Origin of the sequence: Pseudomonas sp. B37(2017) (assembly GCF_002112885.1) — a bacterium.
Taxonomy (GTDB): Bacteria; Pseudomonadota; Gammaproteobacteria; order Pseudomonadales; family Pseudomonadaceae; genus Aquipseudomonas; species Aquipseudomonas paraglycinae.
Genome location: NZ_NEIX01000007.1, coordinates 270,595 through 290,114, shown reverse-complemented (window position 1 = coordinate 290,114; position 19,520 = coordinate 270,595). Strand labels below are relative to the sequence as shown.

Annotated in this window: 19 protein-coding genes and 1 pseudogene; 8 read left to right on the top strand and 12 right to left on the bottom strand. The window is 61.9% G+C overall.

The window, feature by feature from the left end:
• Positions 1 to 70: 70 nt before the first annotated feature.
• From CAF90_RS19305 to CAF90_RS19285, 5 genes are read right to left on the bottom strand one after another with little or no spacing between them, the layout of a single operon-like run.
• Positions 71 to 1,060 carry a FecR family protein gene (locus CAF90_RS19305; protein ID WP_085608122.1) on the bottom strand — a complete coding sequence of 330 codons (990 nt, stop codon included), beginning with the start codon at positions 1,058 to 1,060 and terminating at the stop codon, positions 71 to 73.
• On the bottom strand, positions 1,057 to 1,623 hold the full coding sequence (locus CAF90_RS19300) for an RNA polymerase sigma factor (protein WP_074691725.1): 567 nt from the start codon (positions 1,621 to 1,623) through the stop codon (positions 1,057 to 1,059). The genes CAF90_RS19305 and CAF90_RS19300 overlap by 4 nt, the downstream gene beginning before the upstream one ends.
• A gap of 1 nt (position 1,624) precedes the next feature.
• Positions 1,625 to 1,951, bottom strand: a complete 327-nt coding sequence (locus CAF90_RS19295) for a DUF3325 domain-containing protein (protein WP_085608121.1) — start codon at positions 1,949 to 1,951, stop codon at positions 1,625 to 1,627.
• Complete coding sequence (locus CAF90_RS19290; RefSeq protein WP_085608120.1) at positions 1,952 to 3,541, bottom strand: PepSY domain-containing protein; 1,590 nt, start codon at positions 3,539 to 3,541, stop codon at positions 1,952 to 1,954.
• Complete coding sequence (locus CAF90_RS19285; RefSeq protein ID WP_085608119.1) at positions 3,538 to 3,843, bottom strand: DUF3649 domain-containing protein; 306 nt, start codon at positions 3,841 to 3,843, stop codon at positions 3,538 to 3,540. The genes CAF90_RS19290 and CAF90_RS19285 overlap by 4 nt, the downstream gene beginning before the upstream one ends.
• A 175-nt stretch (positions 3,844 to 4,018) precedes the next feature.
• Between CAF90_RS19285 and CAF90_RS19280 the strand changes: the two genes are divergently transcribed.
• The 3 genes from CAF90_RS19280 to fecA all read left to right on the top strand — a co-directional run bounded on the left by CAF90_RS19280 (position 4,019) and on the right by fecA (position 7,917).
• On the top strand, positions 4,019 to 4,507 hold the full coding sequence (locus CAF90_RS19280; protein WP_007957265.1) for a sigma-70 family RNA polymerase sigma factor: 489 nt from the start codon (positions 4,019 to 4,021) through the stop codon (positions 4,505 to 4,507).
• Complete coding sequence (locus CAF90_RS19275) at positions 4,504 to 5,433, top strand: DUF4880 domain-containing protein (protein ID WP_085608118.1); 930 nt, start codon at positions 4,504 to 4,506, stop codon at positions 5,431 to 5,433. Before CAF90_RS19280 ends, CAF90_RS19275 begins: the two co-directional genes overlap by 4 nt.
• Positions 5,434 to 5,583: 150 nt before the next feature.
• Positions 5,584 to 7,917 (top strand): TonB-dependent Fe(3+) dicitrate receptor FecA, encoded by a 2,334-nt coding sequence (gene fecA, locus CAF90_RS19270; RefSeq protein WP_085608117.1) that lies wholly within the window; start codon positions 5,584 to 5,586, stop codon positions 7,915 to 7,917.
• Between the two features lie 71 nt (positions 7,918 to 7,988).
• Here fecA and CAF90_RS19265 read toward each other — a convergent pair whose 3' ends face one another.
• Together CAF90_RS19265 and CAF90_RS19260 are read right to left on the bottom strand one after the other, a co-directional pair.
• Entirely contained in the window at positions 7,989 to 8,396 is a 408-nt protein-coding gene (locus CAF90_RS19265) for an HPF/RaiA family ribosome-associated protein (protein ID WP_007957262.1), read from the bottom strand.
• Positions 8,397 to 8,596: 200 nt separating this feature from the next.
• Complete coding sequence (locus CAF90_RS19260; protein ID WP_011332523.1) at positions 8,597 to 9,544, bottom strand: LysR substrate-binding domain-containing protein; 948 nt, start codon at positions 9,542 to 9,544, stop codon at positions 8,597 to 8,599.
• Positions 9,545 to 9,679: 135 nt separating this feature from the next.
• On the opposite strand from CAF90_RS19260, the gene CAF90_RS19255 reads away from it, so the two are divergent.
• From CAF90_RS19255 to CAF90_RS19245, 3 genes are all read left to right on the top strand, one after another.
• Complete coding sequence (locus CAF90_RS19255; RefSeq protein ID WP_085608116.1) at positions 9,680 to 11,056, top strand: L-serine ammonia-lyase; 1,377 nt, start codon at positions 9,680 to 9,682, stop codon at positions 11,054 to 11,056.
• Between the two features lie 63 nt (positions 11,057 to 11,119).
• Entirely contained in the window at positions 11,120 to 12,421 is a 1,302-nt protein-coding gene (locus CAF90_RS19250) for an HAAAP family serine/threonine permease (protein ID WP_085608115.1), read from the top strand.
• A 199-nt stretch (positions 12,422 to 12,620) separates the two neighbouring features.
• Complete coding sequence (locus CAF90_RS19245) at positions 12,621 to 12,938, top strand: DUF3509 domain-containing protein (protein WP_007957256.1); 318 nt, start codon at positions 12,621 to 12,623, stop codon at positions 12,936 to 12,938.
• On the opposite strand, the gene CAF90_RS19240 is transcribed toward CAF90_RS19245, so the two are convergent.
• Positions 12,935 to 13,435: a phosphate-starvation-inducible protein PsiE gene (locus tag CAF90_RS19240; protein WP_007957255.1), complete on the bottom strand. Its 501-nt coding sequence runs from the start codon at positions 13,433 to 13,435 to the stop codon at positions 12,935 to 12,937. The two genes, CAF90_RS19245 and CAF90_RS19240, sit on opposite strands and share 4 nt — an antisense overlap.
• Before the next feature lie 293 nt (positions 13,436 to 13,728).
• Between CAF90_RS19240 and CAF90_RS19235 the strand changes: the two are divergent.
• A pseudogene (locus CAF90_RS19235) lies at positions 13,729 to 13,986 on the top strand (YebG family protein); the annotation flags it as partial.
• 167 nt (positions 13,987 to 14,153) lie between these two features.
• Here CAF90_RS19235 and CAF90_RS19230 read toward each other — a convergent pair.
• Positions 14,154 to 15,173 carry a Glu/Leu/Phe/Val dehydrogenase dimerization domain-containing protein gene (locus CAF90_RS19230; RefSeq protein WP_085608113.1) on the bottom strand — a complete coding sequence of 340 codons (1,020 nt, stop codon included), beginning with the start codon at positions 15,171 to 15,173 and terminating at the stop codon, positions 14,154 to 14,156.
• Positions 15,174 to 15,357: 184 nt separating this feature from the next.
• On the opposite strand from CAF90_RS19230, the gene CAF90_RS19225 reads away from it, so the two are divergent.
• Positions 15,358 to 16,161, top strand: coding sequence for a SirB1 family protein (locus tag CAF90_RS19225; protein WP_085608112.1), 804 nt, complete (start codon positions 15,358 to 15,360; stop codon positions 16,159 to 16,161).
• On the opposite strand, the gene CAF90_RS19220 is transcribed toward CAF90_RS19225, so the two are convergent.
• The 3 genes from CAF90_RS19220 to fahA all read right to left on the bottom strand — a co-directional run bounded on the left by CAF90_RS19220 (position 16,085) and on the right by fahA (position 19,519).
• Entirely contained in the window at positions 16,085 to 17,482 is a 1,398-nt protein-coding gene (locus tag CAF90_RS19220) for an aromatic acid/H+ symport family MFS transporter (RefSeq protein WP_085608111.1), read from the bottom strand. The two genes, CAF90_RS19225 and CAF90_RS19220, sit on opposite strands and share 77 nt — an antisense overlap.
• Positions 17,483 to 17,563: 81 nt before the next feature.
• On the bottom strand, positions 17,564 to 18,202 hold the full coding sequence (maiA, locus tag CAF90_RS19215; protein WP_085608110.1) for a maleylacetoacetate isomerase: 639 nt from the start codon (positions 18,200 to 18,202) through the stop codon (positions 17,564 to 17,566).
• Positions 18,203 to 18,214: 12 nt separating this feature from the next.
• Positions 18,215 to 19,519: a fumarylacetoacetase gene (fahA, locus tag CAF90_RS19210; protein WP_085608109.1), complete on the bottom strand. Its 1,305-nt coding sequence runs from the start codon at positions 19,517 to 19,519 to the stop codon at positions 18,215 to 18,217.
• Between the last annotated feature and the right edge of the window lies 1 nt (position 19,520).

The following is a 19,520-nucleotide window of genomic DNA, read 5'->3' as shown; positions in this document are numbered from 1 at the left end:
AGCAAGCTCGCTCCCACCTTGGAATGCACTACCTGTGGGAGCGAGCTTGCTCGCGAAAGGGCCAGTGAGGTCAGCGAAGAATTATCAGATGTCCTAGCACCTGATGCTGCTCGAATCCCAGCACCCCTTGCAGGGAATTCAACACCGCTTGCGGATCCTTGCTCGGAAAGCTGCCGCTGACCTTGCGCGCGCCCAGTTCGTCGTTGAGCAACACGATCCGTCCCGGGTAATAACGCCGCAGATCCTGCACCACATCGGCCAGTGTCGACTTGTAGTAAGTCAGCCAGCCCTGGCGCCACGCCAGTTGCGCTTCGCTGTCCACGGCATGCAGTTTTTCCGCAGTGCCTGCGCCGTACGCCACTTGCTGGCCGGCGGTGAGAATCTGCTGCTCGGCATCACGCGCCGCCGTCACGCCAACGCGCCCGGACAACACGGTGACTTGTGCGCCATGAGGTTGCAGGCGCACTTCGAACTGCGTGCCGAGCACTCGCGCCTGGCCTTTCTCGGCCTCGACCACAAAGGGATCACCCGTATGAGTCACGCTGAAAAATCCGGCGCCGCGGCGCAATTGCACATGTCGCTCGCCGTGACTGAAATCCACGGCGATGGCGCTGTCGGCGTCCAGCGTCACCTGCGATTGATCGGCCAGGGTCACGGTGCGGATCTCGCCCGGTGCCGACACGTAATCAGCGCCTAGATCATCGATCCAGCGCTGCGGCTGCCAACCACTGCCGAGGCTGATCATCAACAACAGGCAGGCCGCCATGGCCAGCGCGCCGGCCCAACGCCGGATCTGTGGACGACGCGGTCGGTCCATCGCATTGAGCAATCCCTGCAACGCCAGCGCGTCTTCGTCGGCCAAGGTGCGCGCCGGCCCTTCGCTCAATTCCCACACCACTTGCGCCTGGGCGTAGGCCTCGGCGTGGGCCGGGTCAGCGTGCAGCCATTGACTGAACGTCAGTTGATCACCGGTGCTCGGGCGGTCGTGCAGCAGGCTCAGCCAGGCGAAAGCGGCCTGTTCCTGAGCGGGCGTCGGGATGACGCGGTCGGTGTTGTTCACGGTGCTTTCCCTGGCAGGCGTGGCGCGGGCTCGCGCAGGCTGGCCTTGCAGGCCTCGAGGGCGCGCATCATATGTTTTTCCACGGCGCTTTGGGACAAGCCCATGGCTTTGGCGATCTCGGCGTACTTGCGCCCGTGGATGCGATTGAGCAAAAAAATCTGCCGCGTGCGCTCGGGCAGCGCGCGCAACGCCGCTTCGACATGGCGCAAATCGTTGCCCGCTTCGAGCGCCGCCTGCGGTTCGCTGGCGCTGCTGTCCGGCTCGTCCGGTTGCCAGCCTTCGTTGACCCGCACTCGCGCGCCTTCGCTGCGCAAATGATCGATGGCGATGTTGCCGGCGCAGCGCAACAGATAAGTGCTGAGTTCTTCGACCTGCACCAGCGGCCGACGCCAGAACCGCAGGAACAGATCCTGCACCAGATCCGCCGCCGTCGCCCGGCAACCGACGCGCCGGCTCACCAGCGCTTCCATCTGCGAGCGCTGGGACAGGAACACCTGAAGAAAATGCGCACGGGCGCCATGGGGTTCGTCGTCGCGGTGCTCGGGAGGATGGCCGATCAACATGTCAGTTCAAGGCCCACGCAGCGACCGGGCTGGCGAGCAGGCTCAGTCCGGCCATGGTCAATACCAGGCGTGGTCGATAGGGTAACAACAGCACCAGAGTCAGCGCGCTGAGCATCAACACCGCGCACCAGTCGACCAGACCGAAGCTCCAGCCCTTCATGGAAACCGCCGCCCAGAGCGACAGCCCCAGCAACAGCCAGCCCACAAGTTTCAAACCTTGCCGACGGCGAGCCGAAGGTTTGTGGCCCAGCAGTTCCTCGTGATGCCGAGGCATCGCCAGGCACAGAGCCGTGAATGCGGAATAGCAGAGCAATAGCGCCAACAGCATTCAGTTCGCCCCTTGCTCAAGGGTAATCGGCCGGGCCTTTTCGCGGGCTGGTTTTTTCACGTTGACGGTATGTCCGGCGCGCTGCATTTTCCGGGCGGCCCAGGCGAGGAATAGGCCGCTACCCAGACACGTAAAGTCGAAACCGGCCAGGGCCCAGTCGCCTTCGGGCACTGTCACGCCGAGGTGATACGGGGAGGTCAAACCGTTAAGAAGCGGCACTGCGACAAACAGTGCGGCGCCCAGCGACAGCTGTTCGACCCAGGCCTTGCGCCCCGGCCGCAACATCGCGTGCACCACGCTCAAGCCCCAGGTGATGAAGAACGCGTCCACTTCCCAGTCGTCACGCCCGGCCAGACTCACCGGCAGCAGACGATTGGCCCAGAAGAACACGGCGACCGCTGCCACCAGCCCGGCCATGCTGGCAATGTTCAGCACTTCCACCAGCCGCAACTCGAAGGGCATCACACCGGTTTTGGCATGTTTGAGCTGACGCTTGCCGAGCCAGATCACCAGCCCGGTGCCGATCATCGCCGTGCCCGCCAGACCGCAGATGAAATACAGCCAACGCAGCACCGGCCCGGCAAAGTGGCCCATGTGCAAACCGTAGAAACTGCCGGCAATTGCCATCGCCATTGGCTGTTCAGGCGTGGTGCCGATGATTTGCCCGCTGACACCGTTGAAGGTCACGGCGCTGCCGGAATCGTTCACCACACGGTCGGAGCCCGCGCGGGACATCACCACCGAGGCGTTGGCGTCGCCCGGATTGTTCACGCTGATACGCCCCACGCGCCCGCCCGACCATTGCTCGCTGGCTGCGAGCAACAGGGGCGCCAGCGGTGCCAGCGTCGCCGGTTGATTGGCACGTTCAGGAATACTGGTTTCGGGAAATACCTCGTCGTAAAACGCTCGGACGTTGTTGCCGTACGAAGCCAGAATGCTCGCCGGCATCACCATCGACATGAAGATCACCAGGCTGCTGTAGGTGATCATCAGATGAAACGGCAGCACCAGCACGCCCACCGCGTTGTGCCCGTCAAGCCACGAACGCTGGCCCTTGCGCGGGCGGAAGGTGAAGAAGTCCTTGAAGATTTTCTTGTGGGTGATGATCCCGGTGATCAGCGCGACGAACATCACCATCGCGGCGATGGTCGAGAGCCAGCGGCCCCACGGGTAGGGCATTTGCAGCTGGAAGTGGAAGCGGTAGAAGAACTCCCCGCCCATGCTTTCCCGGGGCTGCACTTCGGCGCCGGTCTGCGCGTCGAGGGTCTTGCGAGTGAATGCGCCGCGTTCGCCGGGCTTGGCTGGCGTCTGCTGCCAGCCCACGCTGAGGCCGGGATCGCGGGCGTCGGGCAGGCCAATGATCCAGCGCGAAGCGTTGGGGGCGTTTTGTTGCAGATACTGCTGGGCCAGCGTCAGGCTTTTCTCGGCATCCAATGGATGGGCGGTGATTTCCGGCTGCATCCAGTGAGTGGTTTCATCCTTGAAATAGGCCAGGGTTCCGGTCAGAAAAATCGCGAACAACAGCCAGCCGAAAACCAGCCCGGTCCACGTATGCAGCCAGGCCATCGCCTGCCGGAAACCCTCTTTCATGCCAGCCCCAGACCGCGCGCAGCGCCGGAAACGGTGGCCAGAATCACGCTCGGCACCAGCAGACCGACCCACGCAGACCAAGCCGTGCGACAGGCGAAACACCAGAGCACCGCCACCAGATAGACCAGAAACGAAACGGTCATGCCGGTCACCACCGCTTCGGCGCGGTTCAGCGGCAGCCAAAGGGTCAGCGTGACGCTAGCCAGCGCCGCGACCAGATAGCCGCCAAACACCGCCGCGAGCACCCGCGAAGTGACGGCCAGACGATAGGACAGGGGAAGTGCGGCGAGTTTGGCTTTCATGTTTCGACCCTGAAACGGTTAACGCCCGGCCAACACGCCGAACGACAGGCGAGCAATATTAATGATAAATATTCTCATACGCAAAAGAGTCTGATTGCCGGGCATCACTGACAGCCCTACAATGCGAACCATTCTTGTTCTCTAACGCATCCCGCATGCGCCCGGAGTGATGCCGTTGTCGTCCGCCCATCCTGTCGAATCGCTGTATCAGGCCCACCACAGCTGGCTCACCGGCTGGCTGCGGCGCAAACTAGGCTGCCCGGACAGCGCCGCCGATCTGGCCCAGGACACCTTCATCCGGGTACTGACCGCCCGCGAGCCGCCGGTGATCATCGAGCCGCGCGCATTCCTCACCACCCTGGCCAAGCGCGTGCTGTTCAATCATTACCGCCGCCAGGATCTGGAGCGCGCCTACCTCGACACCCTCGCGCAGATGCCGGAAATGGTTGCGCCTTCGGAGGAAGAGAAAGCCATCATCCTGCAAACCCTGATGGAGCTGGATCAGTTGCTCGACGGTCTGCCGCGCGCCGTCAAACGCGCATTTCTGCTGGCACAGGTCGATGGCCTGACGTATCCGCAGATCGCCGCCGAACTGGGCATTTCCGTGGCCACGGTCAAACGTCATCTGAATAAAGCGGCGATGCGCTGCTACTTCGCCCTATGAATCCGCCGATGGATTTTTCCGCGCAGGTTGCCGAACAGGCGGTGCACTGGTTGCTGGAAATGCAGCAGGGCCAATTGAGCCCGCGCCAACAACAGGCCTGGCAACAATGGATCGACGCTCACAGCGAACACCGCCGCGCGTGGGAGCACATTCAGCGGGTCAATTCTCGGTTGCGCGGGCTGTCGTCGCCACTGGCCCACGCCGCGTTGAATGCGCCGAAGTCCGGCAGCCGTCGTCAGGCGCTGAAGTTGTTGCTGATTCTCGGCGCCGGTTCGGCAGTCACTTGGGGGATGCGCGAGCACAATCCGTTGCCATCGCTGCTGGCCGATTACCGCAGCCCGGTTGGTCAACGCCGTAAGATCTCGCTCGGCGCTGGCGGCCAATTGCAGCTCAACACCGCGAGTGCGGCGGATGTCCGGGGCGACGGCTTGATCCGTCTGCTCGAAGGCGAAATGCTGCTGACCGCCACTCAATCCTTCGAAGTACAAACCGCCCAAGGCGTGCTGAAAACCCAGGGTGCGCGAATAAACGTGCGGCAGTTTGCCGACCGCACGCAGATCGCACTGTTTGAAGGTCGGGTCGAATTGAACGCGCAAGGTCGCGCGCCGATGCTGCTGCCGGTCGCCCGACAACTGAGTTTCAACACCACCGGCGTCAGCGCGGCAAAACCGCTGGACGCCAACAGCGGTGCCTGGGCTGACGGCATGCTAGTGGCCGCGCACATGCGCCTGGGCGACTTCCTCGACGAACTCGGCCGCTACCGTCGCGGGCAGCTCAATTGCGATGCGAAAGTCGCTGACCTGCTGATCTCCGGGACTTATCCACTGGACGACAGCGAGCGGATTCTCGACCTGCTGGAAATCAGCCTGCCGGTGAAAGTGAAGCGTTTTACTCGCTATTGGGTGACGGTCGAAGCTAAAGCCTGATCGTTCCCACGTCGAGGCGTCGAACCGTCCGCGTGGGAATGCAGCCCCGGACGCTCCGCGTCCCCTGCAAAAATAAATGAGCCGTTTTTCAGATCTGGCGTGACAGAGAAGGAAAGCCCCCTTGATTTAACCTTCTCAGGACCGTCCTCCATGCACTCCACCCGCCTCACGCCGCTGGCCCGAACCCTGCGCAACCTCGTCCTCGGCGCCAGCCTGAGCTTCAGCGCCCTGCCCCTTGCACAGGCTGCCGACACCAAGGCTTATCACATCGCCCCGTCGTCGCTGGAAAACGCCCTCAACCAGTTCGGCCGTGAAGCCGGCGTGCTGATCTCCTTTGGCTCGCAAGTCACCAGTGGCGTGCAAAGCCGTGGCCTCGAAGGTAATTACACAGCGGAGCAAGGTTTGAACGCGCTGCTTGAAGGCACTGGTCTGCAAGCCCGCGCCGAGGGCGGCAATGCCTTCAGCCTGCAACCGTCGAACGACAGCGCACTGGAGCTGGACACCTCGAAAGTGGTCGGTGACTGGTTGGGCGAGGCCGCGCAGGTCAACGTCTTCGAACATCCCGGCGCCCGTGACGTGATCCGCCGCGAAGAATTCGAACGCCAGGGCGCGACCCAGGCCCGTGATGTGCTCAATCGCATTCCCGGGGTCAACGCCCCGGAAAACAACGGCACCGGCAGCCACGACATGGCGCTGAACTTTGGCATTCGCGGTCTCAACCCGCGTCTGGCTGCACGTTCGACCGTATTGATGGACGGCATTCCGGTGCCGTTCGCGCCTTACGGTCAGCCGCAGTTGTCGTTCGCGCCGATCAGCATGGGCAACATGGATGCGGTGGACGTGGTGCGTGGTGGCGGCGCCGTGCGTTACGGCCCGCAGAACGTCGGCGGCGTGGTCAACTTCGTGACCCGGGCGATTCCGGACGAGCCGACCGTGAAAGGCGGTTTCCAGACCGAAACCAGCCCATCGTCCAGCCATGACGGCTTCAAGACCAGCGCCAACCTGCTGGCCGGCGGCACCAATGCCAACGGTCTGGGCGGCGCGTTGCTGTATTCCGGCACTCGCGGTGGCGACTGGCGCGAGCACAGCGATACGGAAATCGACGACCTGATCCTCAAGGGCAAATACCAGCTCGACGAGGCCAACAGTTTCAACGCCATGGCCCAGTATTACGAAGGCAAGGCCGACATGCCCGGCGGCCTGAATGTCGCCGACTACGATGCCGACCCGTATCAGTCGACCCGGCCGAAGGACCAGTTCTGGGGCCGTCGCACCATGTTCAATTTCGGCTATCGCTATCAGGAAGATCGCCGTGAATTCACCGCCAACACCTTCTTCACCAAGACCCTGCGCAGCGGTTATCTGGATCAGGGCACGTTCCTGTCGCTGTCACCGCGCGAATATTGGGTTCGCGGTCTGGAAACCCGCTTCGCCCAGGGCTTCGACCTCGGCGCCACCAGCCATGAAGTCGGCGTCGGCTATCGCTACATCAACGAAGCCGGCCACGAACTGCGCTATCGCACGCCGATCGCCAGCAACGAGTACCCGACCACCAACAGCCGCAATGACCGCGACACGCGCGGCGGCACCGAGGCCAATGCGTTTTTCGTCGATGACCGGATCGACATCGGCAAGTGGACGATCACGCCGGGCGTGCGCTACGAGATGATCGAGTCGCAGCAGACCAACAACCTGACCAACGTCAAATACAAGGGCGACTACAACACCGCGCTGCCGGCGTTGAACGTGCTGTATCACCTGACCGACAGCTGGAATCTGTATGCCAACACCGAAGGCTCCTTCGGCAGCGTGCAATACAGTCAGATGCCCAACCGCGTCAGCAGCGGCGAAGTGAAACCGGAGAAGGCCCGCACCTGGGAAGTCGGCACCCGCTACGACAACGGCGCGCTGCGAGCGGAGATCGGCGCGTTCCTGATCAACTTCGACAACCAGTATGAAAGTAACCAGACCAACGACTCGGTGATCGCCCGTGGCGAAACCCGGCATCAGGGCATCGAGACCAGCTTCAACTACGCTCTCGACGACCTGAGCCCGGCACTGGCTGGTTTCGACGTGTACGCCACTTACGCCTATGTCGACGCGACCATCCGCGAAGACGGGCCGAACAAGGGCAATCGTGTGCCGTTCTCGTCGAAACACAAAGGCACAATCGGCGTCGGTTACACCGAAGGGCCGTGGAAACTGAATCTGGACAGCAGCTTCCAGAGCGACCAGTTCGCCGACAACGCCAACACCTCGAAAGAAAGCGCCGACGGCAGCACCGGCAAGATCCCGGGCTACATGCTGTTCAGCAGCCGTGCCGGTTATGACTTCGGCCCGCAGCTGTCGGACCTGAATGTCGCGGTGGGGGTGAAGAACATCTTCAACACCCAGTACTTCACCCGTTCGTTCGATGACAACAACAAGGGCAAGTATGTCGGTGAGCCGCGCACGGTGTACGTGCAGACCTCCGTCGCTTTCTGATCCCTGCTGAAAACAGAAAGGGCCTGCAATTGCAGGCCCTTTCTCATTGGGTGGCTTGGAAAATCAGCGTATCAACTGTTGATCGCTGCCTGTTCGTTCTCGTCAAACTCTTCCGCCAATAGCTTGTCATTGGCTTTGCTTGTGAATGGCACCACAGCGGCTCGCGGTTTGCCGCGCAGTTTCCCAAACAGGTGCTCCAGCGCGTGCTCCAGTTTTTCGGCTGCACCATCGATCGCCTGTTCCAGCGAATCGGCTTTGTGGGTGACGGAAATCGGTTGATGGCCTTTCGGCCGCGCTTCCAGTTGGCAGCGCAAGTCATGGGGACCCGGCTTTTCACCGTTCTCGTCGCTCAGATGGACTTCGACACGGGTCAGGTCTTCCTCATAACGGTCGAGCGTGCTCTCAATTGTGGTGCGTACCCACTCCTCCAGTCGTTTGCTGCTTTGAATATGGTTGTCGCTGTTGACTTGGATTTGCATAGTTCATCCCTTATTTCAGCTAGCTCGCAAGAGGCCTGGAACAGGATTTCGTGACCTCTTGATTACAACAATCGGCCCGCCGGACGAACATTTCAACCCCTTAAAAAAGATAAATATTCATACGCAAAAAAAGCCGGACAACCGAGTAAAGCGCTGGTAAGGTCGGGAGTTGGGTCGCCCCGCCACCGCGAAAAATCTGCTCACAATTGGCCATCACCCAACGGGTGCAGGCTGCGGAAAATCCCCGCCTCTTCCACCAGCCAGTCATGCACCGCCCGCACACCCGGATGGCTCAACGCCCCCGGCGCATACAGCAGGACATAGCGCTTGTGATTGGGCACAGAAATCCCGAACGGCACGATCAACGTCCCCCGCTCCAGCTCGTCATTGAGCAACGTTCGCCGGGCAATCGCCACGCCCATGCCGGCAATCGCCGCTTCGATGGTCAGGTGGTTGCGATTGAACGTGTGCCCGCGCCGCACATCGGCGCCCTCGAAACCGATGGCATTCAGATAAAACTCCCACTCCGCGTATTCATAACTGCCGCGCCAGGCAGTGATGTCGTGCAGCAGCGGGAAATGCACTAGGTCCGCCGGCCCGTGCAGCGGCGGCCGCCCGCGCAGCAGGCCCGGGGCGCACACCGGGAAAATCTGCTCGTCGAGCAAGGCTGTGGATAACAACCCCGGATAACTGCCGTCGTTCAGGTCGATGGCCAAGTCGAAATCCCCTTCATGCAACGGCACGCTGCTGTCCTCGGCCACCAGCCGCAACTGGATGTCCGGGTAACGCTGTTGCAGGCGTGGCAGGCGCGGGGTCAGCCACTTGCTGAGGAACGACGGAATCGAACGCACCCGCAGAATCCCGCTGATCATCCCCGCATCCAGACGACGCAATTCCGCGTCGATGCTGCCGTAAGCCTCGTTGACCGTGATCGCCAGTCGCTGCCCTTCCGCGCTCAGCTCCACACCGCGCGCGCGGCGGTGAAACAGGCGAAACCCCAGCCGCTCTTCCAGCTGTCGGATTTGCTGACTCACCGCCCCCGGCGTGATGTGCAGTTCTTCGGCACAACGGGTGAATGACAGGTGCCGCGCGGCACAGGAAAACACCTGCAGCCAGACGTAAGTCTGGGCGTGCAATTGACGACTCATGGTTTAGTCCTGCTAAAGGCTTACTTAGGAAGTTTCGTTAGTCACGTTGAAGCGAGGTAGGCAGTATCGCCGACATTGCGCTTGTCCTACAAAAAATGGCAGCGATTCCTACTCCATTGCTTGTAAGGGTTTAGCATGGCTATCAGTGTTTTCGATCTATTCAAAGTCGGCATCGGCCCGTCCAGTTCCCACACCGTCGGCCCGATGCGCGCCGCCGCGACCTTCGCCCAGGCCCTGATCGAGCAGCATTTGCTGAACGATGTGCAGCGGGTGGAAATCCGTTTGTACGGTTCGCTTTCGGCCACCGGTGTCGGCCACGCCACTGACCGCGCGACGGTCATGGGCCTGATGGGCGAATGGCCGGACAGCATCGATCCGTCGACCATCGAGCCACGCATCCAGCAACTGCGCGAGACCGGCCAACTGTCCCTCGCCGGTGAACGCTCGATTGCCTTCAACTGGCAGCACGATCTCCTGCTGCTGGACGAGAGCCTGCGCTACCACCCCAACGCCATGTCGCTGACAGCCTTCGGTGCATCCGGCCAACTGTTCGAGCAAACGTACTACTCGGTCGGCGGCGGTTTCATCATCGAAGCGGCCGAAGCCGAATCGGGTGTGGCGCCGACCGGTGACGTCGAGTTGCCCTACGACTTTTCTAGCGCCGCTGAACTGCTGTCGCTGTGCAACAAACACAACCTGCGGGTTTCCGAACTGATGATGGCCAACGAACGGGCCTGGCGCAGCGACGCCGAGATCCGTCAGGGCCTGCTGCACATCTGGTCGGTGATGCGCGAGTGCGTCGAGCAAGGCCTGCGTCACGAAGGCATTCTGCCCGGCGGTCTGAATGTGCCGCGTCGTGCGGCGAAACTGCACCGCAGCCTGCTGGAAATCGGCAAGCCAAACGTCATCAGTTCGACCCTGTCGGCGATGGAGTGGGTCAACCTGTTCGCCCTCGCCGTCAACGAAGAGAACGCCGCCGGCGGGCGCATGGTGACCGCGCCGACCAACGGTGCTGCCGGGATCATTCCGGCAGTCCTGCACTACTACATGAAATTCAATCCCGACGCGTCAGACGATGACGTGGTCGCGTTCTTCCTGGGTGCGGCAGCGGTCGGCATCCTGTGCAAGAAAAACGCTTCGATCTCCGGCGCCGAAGTCGGCTGCCAGGGTGAAGTTGGCTCTGCCTGCGCGATGGCCGCTGCAGGTCTGGCCGATGTACTCGGCGCCACTCCGGAGCAACTGGAAAACGCCGCCGAAATCGGCCTGGAACACAACCTCGGCCTGACCTGCGACCCGGTCGGCGGGCTGGTGCAGGTGCCGTGCATCGAGCGCAACGCCATCGCTGCGGTGAAGGCGATCAACGCCACGCAAATGGCCCTGCGCGGCGACGGCAAACACTTCATTTCCCTGGACCGGGTGATCCGCACCATGCGCGATACCGGCGCCGACATGCATGACAAATACAAAGAGACTTCACGGGGCGGCCTGGCCGTGAGCTGGGTGGAGTGCTGAGGAGCACTCCCTGACCGCCCGTAACACGTGAGCCCGAGCAAGAATAATAACGAGGCAAAAACGATGACCGATGTACGCACACCTGCTGCCGAAAATCCCGCTGTAGACCGCACACGCAATAACGAAATCGCCCACAAGGGCTGGAGCAAATTCGACACCACCTGGATGCTCGGCCTGTACGGCACGGCCATCGGTGCCGGCACCTTGTTTCTGCCGATCAACGCCGGTGTCGGCGGCTTCTGGCCGTTGCTGATCCTGGCGTTGCTGGCGTTCCCGATGACCTTCTTTGCGCACCGGGGTCTGACCCGCTTCGTGCTGTCGGGCCGCTCCGGTGACATCACCGAAGTGGTGGAAGAACACTTCGGCATCGGCGCCGGCAAACTGATCACGCTGCTGTATTTCTTCGCGATCTTTCCGATCCTGCTGGTGTACAGCGTGGCGCTGACCAACACCCTGAGCAGCTTCCTCGAACATCAATTGCACATCGCCCCGCCGCCGCGCGCGGTGCTGTCGCTGGCGCTGATCCTCGGTCTGATGGCCATCGTGCGTTGCGGTCAGAGCGTGATCGTCAAAGCCATGAGCGTGCTGGTCTATCCGTTCGTCGCCGCGCTGCTGTTGCTTGGCTTCAGCCTGATTCCGAACTGGAACGGCGCATTCTTCGCCAGTGCCCAAGAACCGATGGAAATGTCGGTGCTCCTCAAGACCCTATGGCTGGCGATCCCGGTGATGGTGTTCTCGTTCAACCATTCGCCGATCATTTCCGCCTTCGCCGTCGAGCAGAAACAACGCTACGGCGAGCAGGCCGAACGCAAGAGCAGCGGCATTCTCGCCATGGCCCACGGCATGATGGTGGTGACGGTGATGTTCTTCTGCTTCAGCTGCGTGCTGGCGCTGTCGCCGGCGGATCTGGCAGCGGCCAAGGCGCAGAACATTTCGATACTGTCGTACCTGGCCAACCACTTCCAGACCCCGGTCATCGCTTACGCCGCGCCGCTGATTGCGCTGGTGGCGATCACCAAATCCTTCCTCGGCCACTACATCGGCGCCAGCGAAGGCTTCCAGGGCATGATCGTCAAAAGCCTGCGCAGCCGTGGCCGGGTGATGTCGGCGAGCTGGCTGAACCGTGCGACTGCGCTGTTCATGATCCTCAGCTGCTGGGCCGTGGCGACCTTCAACCCGAGCATCCTCGGCATGATCGAAACCCTCGGCGGGCCGGTGATTGCCTGCCTGCTGTTCCTGATGCCGATGTACGCGATCCGCCGCGTGCCGGCCTTGCGCCAGTATTCGGGCCAGGTGTCCAACGTGTTCGTGGTGCTGATCGGCCTGATTGCACTGTCAGCGATCATCTACTCGGTTCTGCCCTGAAACGGGCCGCAAACGAAGAAGGCGAGCCATGGGCTCGCCTTCTTTTTGGCCGGTTTCATTGTTCGACAATATTCCCGGCATGTCCCTTGCTACATCGCTGAAGGAGACAGGACCACGGAAGGGCCGATGGTCAGGTTTGGCGAACCAACCCGATCAAGGCCGGTCAACAACTGCACGTTCAATCAGGCGGTGACGCATCATGGACAATCCTTTTCAGATCATTACCGATGCCTTCGCGCCGGACTATCAGATCAACCTGAGCATTCAGGGGCTCGACGGCAGCATCATGCTGACCCTCTCCAATGGCGGCCGGATCGTCGCCAAACGGATGATCAGCGCCGAACAGCGCAATGACCCTAAGCGCCTCAAACGCCTGGTGCAAAGCATTCAGTTCGGCATCGCCATCGAACAGGGCCACAGCGCCATGGCGATCCTCGATGCCATGACCCGCGGCGACGGAATCGCTCCACCACCGCGTCAGGCCAAACATCAGCCCCGGCCAACTGCCGGCCTTTAAAGCTCGCCCTTCTCCACTTCAGGATGTTCACTGGAACCCGTGCCGATCTTGCGGTGCGGGTTCTCGATTTTCACCGAAGGGAATTGCGATGAGGCGTAACGCACCACCAGGATCGAGAACGCCAGCAGCAGAATCCCGCCGCACAGGTAAATGATGCCCATGTCCGGCGGATTGTGGTGCGAGACGTTGGAGATCAGCAGGCGCGTCAGTGCGGTGATCGCCACGTAGATCAGGAAGCGCACCGGCATGTGGTTGGTCTTGAAATAAATCCCGACCATCGCCCCCAGTTCCAGATAGATGAACAGCAACAGAATGTCATCGATCTTGATGTGCCCTTCCTCGAGCATCCCGAGAAATTCCATCACCGCCGCCCACGCGGTCACCGCACCAATGGCGAACAGCGCCAGGTAGTGGAAGGTCTCGACGAACAGGTTGCCCAGGGACTCGGCCAGTTGGTGCACGTTTTGCCGCAGTTTCTCGGCCCAGTTGATTTTCACGATGAAGGTTCCTTAGCCCGGTTCGAGCGGATGTTGCTTGCTGGACGTGACGGTTATTGCACACGTACGCAGATGCATGCAGAAAAGAGGCCACGACATCATGGCGAGCCGCCGCGAAACCCGCGCCGTGGCGTTTGGTCGCACCTGTGCGTAACCGTCAGGCTGACAAAATCCGAATCCGGTCTACATTGAAAAGCCACTACCCAAAGCGCAGGGATTCGCTTATCCTTTTCGCTGTATATAGATACAGTAGTCGCAAAGACAACTTAATGTGAAGGCATGTGAGGTGGTGAATGGCCGTCGAAGTGGTATACCGCAGCAGCCGAGATCTGGAGCGCTTGTTCATGGATAAAGCCGAAGCTGACCGTCATGACAAAATGCTCGAACTGGCCGAACTGTTGGCCGAAGTGCTGGAAAAAGCCGTTCCTTCGTTGAGCGAGCAGCAAGTGGAAGAAGTCGGGATCTTCATGGCGAAGAACCGCGATGTGTTCGCCCGGGCGTTCAAGAGCCAGCCTGATGCACTGTCGGAGCTGATCAGCGCACCGGCGGCACCGGTTGTGGCAACCGAGCCGGCAGACGTGGCCGAACCGGCAGAAGCGCCAGCCAAACCTGCCAAAGCGGCGAAGGCTGCGAAGTAAGCGACACTTGGATTGAAGCCTCTGAATTGAATAGCCCCTGAGTTGAAAGACTCGGGGGCTTTTTCATGCCCGGACAAACCTCAGCGGTACAACACCTTCTCCGCCAACTCGTCCGCCACTCGCGCGGGGGAGCGCTTTTCCGCCTGGGCGTGGGCGAAGACTTCTGTCAGGCGCGAACTGATCTTCGACAGGTGCGCGGTGATGGTCGTCAGTTCTTCGCCCCGATGCTTGAGGGAAACGTAGATCAGACCGCCGGCATTGATCACATAATCCGGCGCATACAGGATGCCGCGCCGTTCCAGCTGATCGGCGACGTCCAGGTGCGTCAGCTGATTGTTGGCCGACCCCGCCACTGCCGAGCAGCGCAACTGGGTGACGGTGTGACTGTTGAGTACCCCGCCAAGGCCACACGGCGCGAGGATGTCGCACGGCGTGCTGAGCAATGCGTCGTTGGCAATCGGATGGGCGTTGAGCTGTTCCATCGCCAGTTGCACCTTGCCGTGGTCGATGTCGCTGACCAGCAGCTCGGCACCGGCGGCATGCAGTTGTTCGGCCAGTGCGTAACCGACATTCCCCAGCCCCTGAATCGCCACGCGCAAGCCTTCGAGATTGTCGCTTCCCAGCCGCGCCATGGCCGTGGCGCGAATTCCGGTGAACACGCCCATCGCCGCATGCGGCGCCGGGTCGCCGGCCGAGGTGGTGCTGGTGACATGCTGGGTCTGCTGGGCGATGCAATCCATGTCCGCCACTGAGGTGCCGCTGTCGATGGCAGTGATGTAGCGCCCGTCGAGTTGGTCGATGCAACGGCCGAAGGCTTCGAACAGCGCGCCACGATTTTCCACATGGGCCGGCCGCACGATCACGGCGACACCGCCGCCCTGGGCGAGGCCGGCCAGCGCGGCCTTGTAGCTCATGCCCTGGGCCAGGCGTATGGCGTCCTCGACTGCGGATTCGTCGTTCGGGTAGGCAAGATAACGACACCCGCCCAGGGCTGGCCCCAGGCGACTGTTATGGATGGCAATGACCGCCTTCAATCCGGACACCGGATCAACGCTAAGGTGCAGCGATTCCAGGCGAGTGCTTTGCATGAGAGCGAACATCGGCAGGCTCCCGAATCACTTCTGGTAGACGCCAGTATAGGCTTGCGCCTGAAAATTGCTGAAGCGCGCCGGAATAAGCGCCGCCACCGATCGGAGGGTTGTGGCATAACCCGATGGCAGAGCGGCCCGGTACTGGACGAATGGCAAAGACGGGGCTAAAACGAGGCATGCCCCGGAGATTTAGATGAGTCCGCGCCAACGTTTCTTCGATTGTCTGCACCGTTCACCGCCCGCGCTGTTCGAGGCCGCGTTGTGGATGGCCGCCGAACACGACAAACAAGCCGATCCCGAAGCGCTGTTGCAGGAATTCAAGGAACTGCAGCAGCGGGTCAGCTATGGCTTGCCGTTGCTGCCGGTCAGCGAGCTGGCGCAACCGTTGCTGCGGCGCATGACCGATCTGGGGTTTGCCCAGGATGATTTCGTACCGCTGCGCCCGCAGGCGGCGATGGTGCACAAGGTCATGCAGACCAAACGCGGCCAGCCGCTGGCGCTGGCACTGATCGCTCTGGAACTGGCCCGTGGCCTGGAGATTCCGCTGGTGGGCGTGAACTTCCCCGGGCATTTCCTGCTTAAGGTTCCCGGGGCCGATCACCTGCTCGATCCATGCGGCGGGCGGCGTCTGTATCCGAACGATTGCCGCGAACTGCTGCATCGCCAGTACGGCCACCAGATGAAACTCAACGCCGACCACCTGCTGACTGCCGAACCGGTGCAGATGCTTCAGCGCCTGTCACGCAACCTGCGCCAGCTGCACCTGACCCACGACGACTTCATCGCGGCGCTGATCGATGCCGAGCGCGTGCTTGAACTGGGCAATGCCAGCGCCGCCGACTATCTGGCTCGGGCCAGTCTGTACCAGCGCCTCGATTGCCCGAACGCCGAGCGTTTCGATCTTGAGCACGCGCTATTGCTCAGTGACGACCCGATTCAGCGACTTCGCCTGACGGAACGGCTGGGGCATCTACCCCCGAACACGGTTGTCCACTGAACGGCACAGTAACTGGCGAACGCACCTGAATGATCAGCAATGCCGCAATCACCGCCGGAATCGCGCAGAAGAAGAAAATCTGCGCCACCGGAATGTGCATCGCCAGCAACAGGCTGCCGAACAGCGGCCCGAGAATCGAGCCGAACCGCCCGACTCCCAAAGCCCAGCCGGTGCCGGTGGCGCGCACGTGGGCCGGATAGAAATTGCTGGCGAACGCGTTGAGCGTCAGTTGCCCGCCAATGATGCAGAACCCCGCCGCAAACACACAGGCCACCAGATAACGTGGGTTGTCGTGATTCAGGCCTAACAAAATCGTGCATACCGCCGCGCCGGCCAACACGCCGGACAGCAGCCGCACCTTGCTTTTCAACCGGTCGGCGAACCACGCCATGCAGATCGCCCCCAGCGCGCCGGCGAACAGGAACATCGACGTCACCAGGTTCGCTTCGTTGAGTTTCAGGCCACTTTCCAGCAGCAGCGACGGCAGCCAACTGATCATGAAATACAGCAGGATCAGGCTGACGAAAAACGTCGCCCAGATCAGCAAGGTAGGACGTGCGTAACCGTTGCGGAACAACTCCACTACGGTCAGTTTGCTGCCCTGCTCGCGTTCGTTCTGTTCGACCGATGCCGCCGGTGGCTGCCAGTCCGGCAGCATCCGCGCGGTGACTTTGCGCAGGCGTGCATAGGGCGGCGCATCGCGCAGCAGGCGTGGCAAGGATTCCGGCAACAGCCACCAGAGGAACGGGAACAGCAGCAACGGCGTGACACCGCCAGCAAGGAACACCGCTTGCCAACCGAAACGGTCGATGAAACCCGCCGCGACAAAACCACCCGCCGCACCGCCGAACGAGAAGCCGCAGGCCGCCAGCGTCACCATCAACGTGCGCAGGCGCGGTGGTGAATATTCCGACATCAACGCCATGGCGCTGGGCATCGCGCCGCCCATGCCGATACCGCAGATGAAGCGCGCGATCATCAGGGTATTCAGGGAATCGGCGAACACCATCAGCACGGTGAGGCTGGCGTAGATCAGCACGCAGGCGAGCAGAATCCGTCGAACGCCGAAACGGTCGGCCAGCGGCGTTACGGCGAGCGAGCCGAGGGTCAGGCCCAGAAGGTTGGCGCTGAATACCGGACCGAATGCGGATTTTTCCAGGCCCCAATCCTGGGCCAGCGCTGGCACCACGTAGCCGAGCACCTGGGCGTCATAGCCGTCGGTGACCAGCAGCAAGGCGAGAAGAATCAGGAGCAACCACTGAAAGCGGGACACAGGACGGGCGTCGAGTGCCGCCCGGAAGCTGGCAATCTGGTTGTGCATCGCAGGGTACCTGTTTTGTTTTTATGATTTTTTGCGGGTAACCGGAATGGCTCCCGTGCGTTGCACGGGAGCCATCAAATGCTACTTCGGCGTGTCCGGCTGATTCGCCGGATGCGCTGCAATGAACGCCGGATGCTCAGCGGCCAACGCGGCCACCCGACGAATCCGTGGATACGCCTCCAGCGATACGTTGAACCGCTCGGCCGCGTACAACTGCGGAATCAGGTATACGTCCGCCACACACGGCCACTCGCCGAAACAGAAACCGCTGTCGCCGATCAACTGCTCCACCGTCGCCAGCCCCTGACTGATCCAGTGAGCGATCCACTCGTTGACTTGCGGCTCGTCATGCCCCAACCCGCGCAAGCGATTGAGCACGCTGACGTTGTGCAACGGATGCACGTCGCAGCCGATCACCGCCGCCACGCCGCGCACCTGTGCGCGGGCAACGAGGTCTTCGGGCAGCAACGGCACCTGTGGATAACGTTCCTCCAGGTACTCGATGATCGCCGGCGACTGAATCAGCAACTTGTCGTCATCAGTGCGCAAGGCCGGCACCCGGCCCTGGGGATTGATCGCCAGGTACGCCGGTTGCCGATGCTCGCCGCCGGGCGGTGCGATCAGGTTGACCGGCAATGCCTGATAGTCGAGCCCCTTGAGGGCCAGCGCGATCCGCACCCGGTACGACGAGGTGGAACGGTAATAGGTGTAGAGATCCATGAGCCGCTCCTGTCAGCGCGCCGCCAGCACGGTGCCACGGCATTCGCCGAAGCCGATCGAGGCAAAACCTTCGCGGGCGCAGCGGGCGCGCAGGATGATTTCGTCGCCGTCTTCAAGGAACTTGCGCACTTCACCGGACGCCAGTTCGATCGGCTTTTTACCGCCCTCGGTGATTTCCAGCAGGCTGCCAAATTGACCGTTTTCAGGGCCGGACAAGGTGCCCGAACCGAACAGGTCACCGGCCTGCAACTGGCAGCCGTTGACGCTGTGGTGCGCAACCATTTGCGCAACGGTCCAGTACATGTAGCGGGTGTTGCTCAGGGTCAGACGATGGGCCGGCAGATTCTGTTCGCGCATTTTCTCGGTGAGCAGCAGCACTTCCAGCTCGATGTCGAAACCACCACCCTCCTGATCGCGCTTGTCGAGCAGGTACGGCAATGGCTGCGGATCACCTTCCGGGCGCGCTGGTTGCGCAGTGCGGAATGGCGCCAGCGCTTCGGCGGTCACCACCCATGGCGAAACGCTGGTGATGAAGCTCTTGGACAGGAACGGGCCGAGCGGCTGGTATTCCCAGGCCTGGATATCACGGGCCGACCAGTCGTTGAGCAGGCAGAAACCGGCGATGTGTTCAGCGGCGTCACCAATGGCGATCGACTCGCCCATCTCGTTGCCCTGACCGATCCAGATCCCCAGTTCCAGCTCATAGTCCAAGCGCGCGCACGGGCCGAAGGTCGGCTCGGTCGCGCCGGCTGGCAAGGTCTGGCCTTTCGGGCGGCGCACGTCGGCACCGGAGGCGCGCACGGTAGACGCACGACCGTGGTAGCCGATCGGTACGTGTTTGTAGTTCGGCAGCAGCGGGTTGTCCGGACGGAACAGTTTGCCAACGTTCTGCGCGTGCTCGATGCCGACGTAGAAGTCGGTGTAATCGCTGATGCGCGCCGGCAGGTGCAGCCGGCAATCGGCGGCCAGTGGCAGCAGTTTCGCGCCTTGGGCTTCGATGTTGCCGCGATGAGTGCTGCCTTCGCTGAACAGTTCCAGCAGACGCTCGCGCAGGGCAACGCGGGCGTCGCGACCGAGCTCGAAGAAGGCGTTCAACTGACCGCCGCGCATGGCTTCGACCGCACTGCGCGCGACGCCGTCGAACAGCCCGGCCTCCAGCGCCACTTGCAGATCGAAGATGTGTTCGCCAATCGCCACGCCCGCGCGTGGTGCCGAGCCTTCGACGCTGAACACGCCCAGTGGCAGGTTCTGCAGCGGGAACTCGGTGTGGCCGTTGGCCGAAGCGACCCAACTGCGGGTGATGGAATTCTGAGTCATG